The organism is Paenibacillus sp. PCH8 (assembly GCF_002968835.1).
Taxonomy (GTDB): Bacteria; Bacillota; Bacilli; order Paenibacillales; family Paenibacillaceae; genus Paenibacillus.
Window position 1 is genome coordinate 2,864,574 of the sequence record NZ_PKQK01000001.1, and the last position, 7,902, is coordinate 2,872,475.

The 7,902-nt window shown below is 40.4% G+C and carries 7 protein-coding genes; 6 read left to right on the forward strand and 1 reads right to left on the reverse strand.

Translation table 11 applies throughout. The features are described 5' to 3' along the window. Window position 1 precedes the first annotated feature (1 nt). The 5 genes from C0Q44_RS12190 (at window position 2) to imm48 (ending at window position 5,868) form a co-directional block, all read left to right on the forward strand. A complete protein-coding gene (locus tag C0Q44_RS12190) occupies window positions 2-2,137 on the forward strand; it encodes a peptidase domain-containing ABC transporter (RefSeq protein WP_105407468.1) in 2,136 nt (711 codons plus the stop codon). Between the two features lie 79 nt (window positions 2,138-2,216). Further along, window positions 2,217-2,870 (forward strand): ribonuclease H, encoded by a 654-nt coding sequence (rnhA, locus tag C0Q44_RS12195; RefSeq protein WP_105407469.1) that lies wholly within the window; start codon window positions 2,217-2,219, stop codon window positions 2,868-2,870. A 211-nt stretch (window positions 2,871-3,081) separates the two neighbouring features. Next, window positions 3,082-3,951, forward strand: a complete 870-nt coding sequence (locus C0Q44_RS12200; RefSeq protein WP_105407470.1) for an alpha/beta fold hydrolase — start codon at window positions 3,082-3,084, stop codon at window positions 3,949-3,951. 295 nt (window positions 3,952-4,246) lie between these two features. Continuing rightward, window positions 4,247-5,236 carry a serine/threonine protein kinase gene (locus C0Q44_RS12205; protein WP_105407471.1) on the forward strand — a complete coding sequence of 330 codons (990 nt, stop codon included), beginning with the start codon at window positions 4,247-4,249 and terminating at the stop codon, window positions 5,234-5,236. Window positions 5,237-5,427: 191 nt separating this feature from the next. Further along, the gene (gene imm48 / locus C0Q44_RS12210; RefSeq protein ID WP_105407472.1) at window positions 5,428-5,868 is read left to right on the forward strand and encodes an Imm48 family immunity protein; all 441 of its coding nucleotides are present in this window, start codon (window positions 5,428-5,430) and stop codon (window positions 5,866-5,868) included. A gap of 140 nt (window positions 5,869-6,008) precedes the next feature. Here the strand turns inward: imm48 and C0Q44_RS12215 are convergent, their stop codons facing one another. Continuing rightward, window positions 6,009-6,866, reverse strand: a complete 858-nt coding sequence (locus tag C0Q44_RS12215; RefSeq protein ID WP_105407473.1) for an SDR family oxidoreductase — start codon at window positions 6,864-6,866, stop codon at window positions 6,009-6,011. A 499-nt stretch (window positions 6,867-7,365) separates the two neighbouring features. Between C0Q44_RS12215 and C0Q44_RS12220 the strand changes: the two genes are divergently transcribed. Further along, window positions 7,366-7,842 carry a DUF6790 family protein gene (locus C0Q44_RS12220; protein WP_181150958.1) on the forward strand — a complete coding sequence of 159 codons (477 nt, stop codon included), beginning with the start codon at window positions 7,366-7,368 and terminating at the stop codon, window positions 7,840-7,842. Window positions 7,843-7,902 lie beyond the last annotated feature (60 nt).

Here is a 7,902-nt window from a genome sequence, read left to right on the forward strand (position 1 = left end):
AGTGAAAAAAAGAATGAGGATGGTTGGACAAATCCATCAGACTGAATGTGGATATTCTTGCATAGCTATGATATGTGATTTTTACAAGTGTAACGTAACCCTTAAAGAATTGAGGGCAATGGGGAAAACGGGAAGAGACGGATTGAATTTATTGGATATGATTGAAATATTTGAAAATCTAAATTTTGAAGCAAAAGTATATCATATTGAAGCAAATGATACAGAAAATTTTGGTTTGCCCTGCATTGCTTTCTGGGAAGAAAATCATTTTGTTGTTATTGAAAAATTTGATAAAAAAGGTGTTTGGATATTCGATCCAGGATCGATAGATAAGGTTAGAATTTCTTATGAAGAGTTTAACAGGAAATTTAGTAACTATATTATAGAAGTAGCTACAACTGAAAAGACAGAAGTAAGGAAAAGGGAGCGTGTGTGGAGTCACTATGTGAAGTATATTTTTTTAAACAAAAAATCCATGATGGTTTTTTTGTTTTCTTCATTACTACTATATGGGATAACGCTAATACTGAGTTACTTTATACAAGAAATTATTAATCGATTAAGTAGCGACGGAATAAACATAAAAAGTGTTTTAATTTCAGCTTTAATCGTCGTAGCATTCCAAACGATTATTAAACTAGTTCAGGGAAAATCAGTGTTGTATATTAATAATAATGTCGATTATAAATTCATGGATGATTTTTTCTCTCATTTGTTGAAGCTACCATACCATTTCTTTCAATTTCGTTCATCAGGAGATATTTTATATAGTGCTTCCAGTATAAGAATTATAAGAAATACATTGTCTACAGAAGTGATAACAAGCGCAATGAATTTATTTTTTCTTGTCTTTGTAATCATGTATATGTTTTTTTTCTCCACTCCCATCGCGTTATTATGTTGTGTTCTGATTTTGATATATAGCTTACTTTTGTTAGTGAATAGAAAGTATTTGGCCAGATTTACGAATATTGAGGTAATGAATACTTCAAAGCTGCAATCCTATCAAAATGAAATGATATTTAATATGTTCTCAGTAAAAATTAACGGAATTGAATCAAAAGTATATATGGAATGGAAAAAGAAATTAGAATGTTTTATCTCATCGATCAGAGCAAAGGAGAACTTTTCAAATTATTTACAGACTGTAATAGGCGCATTTGAAACAGTTTCTCCATTACTTGTTATTGGACTGGGTTCCTATCTCTATTTACAAGAAAAGTTAAATATTGGGGTAGTTGTAATGCTTTATTCCTTATCGATCCAGCTATTTGGTATATGTAAGTCTTTATTTCAGCTTTATTCTTCTTTCGTTGCATCAACACTGTATTTAAACAGAGTACATGATGTTCTAGCTGAGGATGAGGAAGTAGGCAACCAAGAGGGAATAAAGCCAGCATTGGAAGGTAATATACTCTTAGATAATATTACCTACAAATATGGAAAAAGAAATGTTTTGAGTGGAATAACATTAAGTATTAATTCTGGAGAAAAAGTTGCGCTAGTTGGAGAGAGTGGAAGTGGGAAAAGTACATTAGCTAAAATTATAGTTGGATTATATCCCCCAACCTCTGGGAACGTATATTTTGATGGATATGACAGCAGTGAAATTGAGACTAATTATTTGAAAAGTTTAATTGGTGTTGTCCCGCAGGAAATTACCCTTTTCAATAAAAGTATAAGAGAAAATATCATACTTCATGGTGATGAAGTTGATGAGGAACATTTAAATAGAATCTCAAGTAAAACCAACATTTACGATGATATTATGAGCATGCCTATGAAGTTTAACACATTAATCTCTGAGTCAGGAACCAATTTATCCGGTGGACAAAGGCAAAGGATAGCCATTGCTAGGTCGCTTATAAATAATCCTAAATTCATCGTTCTTGATGAAGCAACAAGCTCATTGGACTATAAAAACGAAAAGCAAATTGATGATTATTTAAAAGAAATACATTGTACTAGAATAATTATTTCTCATAAACTCTCATCGATTCGAGATGCGGACAAAATTGTTGTACTAAAAAATGGGGAAATTGATGATTGTGGAAATCACGAATATTTGCTGGGAAATAATGATTTTTATAGAAATTATTTCGATCTATTAAAGTCCAACTCATTAGTGCCGCAGTAGAAGCGTGAGACACTTTCATTCATCCCTCCCAATCGTTTACAATAGGATATTGATGCAGTAAACAAAGGAGCGGTTATGGATGGCAAAGCAGAAATACTACGTAGTCTGGGAAGGTAAGAAGCCAGGCGTGTACAGCACATGGGCAGAATGCAAAGCACAGACGGATCAGTATACCGGAGCTAAATATAAATCGTATGAATCCAAAGCGACCGCAGAAGAGGCATACCGTGCCGGATGGAAAGGGAACTGGGGTTCAAGTGCAGGCGGAGCGTCGAAGACGAAGTCGGCTGGTAGTGGAAGAAGCGCAGGTATGGAAACGTCGGAAGGAGTGGATTACGACAGCATTTCTGTTGATGTGGGCACACGTGGTAACCCCGGACCTGTAGAATACAAAGGGGTAGACACCCGCACAGGTGAAATTATCTTCTCCGTCGGACCCATCTCCAAAGGTACGAACAATTTGGGCGAATTCCTGGCTATTGTACATGCCCTCGCACATCTGAAGAAAGAAGGCAGTACCCAAACGGTGTATACCGACTCGGTCAATGCCATGAAATGGCTGAAGCAGAAGAAAGTAGCCACGACGTTAGCACGGGACAACTCCACGGAAGAGATCTGGCTGATGATTGAACGTGCAGAGCAGTGGCTACAGACGAATACGTACAGCAATAAGGTACTGAAATGGCAGACGAAGCAGTGGGGCGAAATCAAAGCCGATTACGGCCGGAAATAACGATTTGCCTCTAAGAATAACCTTTTATTTCTGGTCTATTAGAATCGTTATTTACAATTTCCAGTTTCCGCTCTATAATCATCTGAATATGATTAGTTAAACATATGGAGGAGCCTGTCATCTGCAGGCCCTCTTTATCTTTTTGCTCCATTGATTAGCAAGTCCATTCACTAGAATCAGTTATTTTGAGTATATTTTGCAGGAGGCAGACATGAGTTCCATTTATAGAAGTGAAGAAGGCAAGAGTAGCATACTTGAAGAGTATGAGATTTATTTGAATGAGTTGGGTGAGGGATTTACACGGGAGTATGTGGAGACACGTTTTGGGAAGACGCATGTTTTAATGACAGGTCCTCAAGATGGCAAGCCGTTATTTATTCTTCAGGGCGGTAATTGTGTGAACCCGATGACGTTGTCATGGTTCTCTTCCTTGTTCAAAGAATACCGGATTATTGCTCCAGATACGATTGGTCATCCCGGCTATAGTGAGGAAGCGAGCATCTCGACACGGTTTGATAGTTTGGCATTATGGGTGTCGGATCTGCTTGACCACTATGATATCGAAAAGAGTGCATTTATCGGTCCATCGTTTGGAGGAGGCATTATCCTCAGACTGGCTACCTATATTCCGGAACGCATTTCGTGCTCCGTATTGGTTGCTCCTGCGGGTCTCGCGGTCAATTCCAAAATTAAAACAGCTCAGGATATCACGCTGCCGCTCGTCAAGTATCGCATGACGTCTTCACCATCTTCTTTGCAAAAAATTACGGACAACATGTCGTGCAACTGTATGAAAGAAATGGATAAAAATATCATCGGTAAACTTTTCAAATACGTGAGTATAGAGCAGGATCTGCCTAAGCTCACGGAGCGAGCGGAACTGGTTAATTATACTTCACCAACCTTGTTATTGGTCGGAGAGAAGGATGTCTTTTTCCCTGCGGATAAATGTATTGAGCGCGCTCAGAAAATTATTTCAAATGTACAAGCTATTAAGTATGATACAGGCCATTTTCCGTCGCAGGATGTACTGGTTCAGATGAACGAGGAAATAGGGAAGTTCTTACAGAAGAATTATTGAAAAATCTATAAGAGATGGGATTGGAACATTTTTCTATTCTGGTTTAATAACGAAATTCGTCCCATCTGTCGATACAGTATATAAGAGAGTCCTTTCTACTATAAAGAGTGTGAATATGAATTAGTGATAGATAGAGTACGTTTAATATCAAAAAAAATTATATTTCGCATAGATGTGTTTCAAACAGCGTCATTCGGTTTATAAACATAGTTGGCGATAGACTGTCTTCTGGTTGAACCGAATGATGCAATATGTGGAAAGTCTTCCGATCGACAAGGTTGAAAAGAGGTCTGTTATGAGAAAAGACAATTACAAAATGGCATTGCAGCGCAATGTGATTTTAAATGATACATATCAGGTGAGACAGGTATTATCTTGTAGTGAGCTGGCTATTGTATATGTGGGGCGAGATCGTAACACAGGTGCCAAGGTAGCCATTAAGGAATTTTTCCCGCAGAGACTGGCTGAACGTCAGTCAGACAAGCGAGGGGTGTTCTGCTCTTCGCGGGGATATGGCGGTCAATACCAGGAGTTGCTGTCTGCTTTTCTGCTTGAAGGTGAACTGTTATCGAAGCTGAATCACCCTCATATTGTTTCATATGTGGATCATTTTGAAGCGCATGATACGGGATATCTCATCATGGAATATTGTACGGGCATCACGCTAACCGAATATCTGAACGAACATAACCATGCTCTTGATGCTGCATTCATTACGGAGACATTGCTTCCGTTGGTGGATACACTGGACTACATACATAAGCAAGGTATTCTTCATCGGGATGTGAAACCTTCCAACATTATGGTGATGGAGGATGGTACTCCCAAACTATTGGACTTCGGTTCCGCTACTCGTTGGCCTATGCCATCTGGAGAGAGACAGGCGATCTTTACATCCAAGGGTTACTCACCGTTGGAGTTCTATTCGGAGAAATCCAGTCAGGGACCCATGTCGGATATCTATAGCCTCGCGGCTCTGCTCCATTATTGGACATGCGGGCAGGCACCTCTGGACGTGAAGCAGCGATTGTTCCAGGATGAATTACCATCTGTTCGCTCACATAATGAGTATGTGAATCCGTGGCTGGCTCGTGTTATTCATTGGGGACTGACAGTTCGTTCCGAGAAGCGCTGTGCTTCCCTAACTTGGGTCAAAAGCTCACTTCGAGTTCAAGCCTGGGTGTGGAAAGTACGTAAACCGGGTAAAGTAGAGTGGGCATTGGCAGAAAATGAACATACGCAGGTCTATAATCTGGAACCGAAGAAGCAGCATGAGCCGGCGTAAGCGAGTATCGTGCTGAAGAAGAGTTTGCTAGAAGATTTATGTACAATGGAGATGAGCCAAGTCGACTCGTAATCGGGGAGATTTGGCTTTTTTTAGATCGAATTTGAAACGAATACCCTAACTCCGATACAATGTTCTCATAGAGTTGAGAGAATAGATCAATTACAACTAAAGAAATGGGGAATTACAATATGACTGATTTTATTAACGCTGACGATATTAATGACGTCATTCTGGCTGCAGCAGCAAATGAGTTGGAGCAGATGGTGGACAGAATGTGTGAACTGATCGGTACGCCTTTGGAGCAAACGACGGAACTGGAGCGCCAAGTTATGGCTGCTTTTGGTTTTGGCGCGGTATATGGCATAACTCATCGGGATCAACTGGCAGAGTCGCAGGCTCATGCACTGAGCATTCGGATGCTGATTAAGCCGTTCAATTACAGTGAACAGCAGGCCGTCGATTTTGCCGACGACTTGATTCGAGTAGCCTCTGACCGTGAAGTTCATCCGGTGATGAACACCATTATCCAGCGTGGAATTGATGGACATCGCCAGTTCAATCAGGAAGACGATGAAGGATTGGCACGTAACTTTCAGGAAATTTTAACAGCGGTGCAACCTCAGAAATAGCCGAGTTTTATTCCGATTTGGAAGACTCTCCGGTGTTAAATCGAAAAGGGACACGACCAATACGAGTTGGTGTGTCCCTTTGTATTTTATTTATATAACATAGAGAGAATTCAAATCTGTAAAGCCCTCATACCTCTAACTCACTTGCCCAAAATGGCTTTAATTCCTTCGCTCAATGGTTGAGCGGGGCGACCAAGCAATGTCTCCAGTGTATCGCTCTTCACAGCCAGCGCACCTTCACGAATCGCACCTTGCATATCTACGAGCATCGATACGACGAAGTCAGGCAGACCCGCACCTTTCATGATGTCAGCGTAAGCGGCATCGGCTACATTGTGTACGTTGAGTTCCTGTCCGAGTACTTCACCCGCAATCGAAGTCAATTCAGCTTGAGTACGCAGTTTACCGGACAACTCATATACGGTGTTCTCATGTCCTTCAGCGGCAAGTACAGCGGCAGCAGCATGGGCATAATCCTGACGGGTAGCCCAGCCTACCTGGCCATCGTTAGTGGCATGAACCCAAGGTGCACCTTGGGTAGCCGCTTGCACACTGCCTGCTTCATTTTCCAAATACCAGTTGTTACGCAGGAATGAATAAGGAATGCCGGACTCACGAATAGCTTGCTCTGTCACGCGGTGTACTTCAGCCAAGGAGAGGGTATTTTTCTCTGCATTCACAACACTTGTGTAAGCGATGAATCCTACACCTGCTTTTTGAGCAGCGTCAACAGCATTCTGGTGCTGACGAATTCTGGTCTCATTATCACCATCGGTGGAGATCAGCAACAAACGGTCTATACCGGCAAAAGCCTTCTCCAAAGTCTCTGGTTGATCGAAATCACCATGACGAACATCTACGCCTTGAGCGCGCAGTGATTCCGCTTTCTCTGGTGAACGCACACTCACAGCCAAATCCCCTGTAACATTTGTTTTTAACAATGCCTCAACTACCAGTGAACCCAAATGACCTGTCGCGCCTGTAACTAGCATTTTCATCTTCTTTTCCTCCTGTGGGTGTGGTTTTCAAAAAAATAGGGAACTTTGTGATATCAGACCTGCTGAAGCAACTCATTTGCAATAAACATCTTTGTAACAATAATAGTTACAAAAAGTCGGAGTGTCAATTTTTCATCGTTGAAATCGGATTGGATCATGGATCATATTTAGTGTTAACAGGTCAAACGGACAAAGATTTTGGGAATATGTATGTACTAAATAAATGAGTTGTAGTTCTTTTGGAGTGTTAAAAAAGAAGTGGATTTCACAGGTATAAATGTAATTTTAGGTTTTTTGTACTAATATTTTCAAGTTATATAGAACTATAGAGAGTTGTTTTTTGCGTATATGAGAATATAAATGACAAATGCTTCGACAAAATAGAAAATTATGTATTAATTGACAAATAAAAAAGCGATTATATAATGTGGTTATCTACAAAAAACATACATTTAGTTACAAATGATTCCAAAATTACAAGTGGCAGGAGTGGGACAGAATGTGGTTTCTAGCACTATGGTTGTTAGGTCTAATCTCAGGGGGAGTACATCTTTATGTGCTTGGTTTTCCAGGGGAAATGAGCGAAATTAGCAGGGTACTGCTGCTTCATCAATTTGTGGTTACGTTTGGACTGGTCGGTGTTATAGGTTATGTTGTCAACATTGCCAGAGCCGATCAAACAGCTAAAATGCTGGGTTGGCCCGGTGGACCATTCCAGGTCAAATATGGATTTTCTCAAGTAGGGCTTGGTGTTATGGGCATTATGGCCATCTGGTTTCAGGGAAATTTTTGGGTAGGTGTGCTGGTAACGATGTACATATACGGTTTAAGTGGTCTGTGGTCTCATACTTATGTCATGATTAAAAATCGCAAAGCAGATGGAGATAGTATCTCTAATCTTATTATGGATGTTGTGTATCAGACGTTTATTACGGTTCTCTCCATATGGGCTGGAGGAATTTGGGTAATGCACTAAGCGCTTATCGGATTTTTGCTTCATTCAGCCCCTGAATCTCAATTAATGAACGAGGTGTGG

Coding starts and splice junctions, on each gene's coding strand:
- C0Q44_RS12215 (WP_105407473.1), bottom strand. CDS start 6,866: ATGAAAATGCTAGTTACAGGCGCGACAGGTCATTTGGGTTCACTGGTA.
- C0Q44_RS12220 (WP_181150958.1), top strand. CDS start 7,366: ATGTGGTTTCTAGCACTATGGTTGTTAGGTCTAATCTCAGGGGGAGTA.
- C0Q44_RS12205 (WP_105407471.1), top strand. CDS start 4,247: ATGAGAAAAGACAATTACAAAATGGCATTGCAGCGCAATGTGATTTTA.
- rnhA (WP_105407469.1), top strand. CDS start 2,217: ATGGCAAAGCAGAAATACTACGTAGTCTGGGAAGGTAAGAAGCCAGGC.
- imm48 (WP_105407472.1), top strand. CDS start 5,428: ATGACTGATTTTATTAACGCTGACGATATTAATGACGTCATTCTGGCT.
- C0Q44_RS12200 (WP_105407470.1), top strand. CDS start 3,082: ATGAGTTCCATTTATAGAAGTGAAGAAGGCAAGAGTAGCATACTTGAA.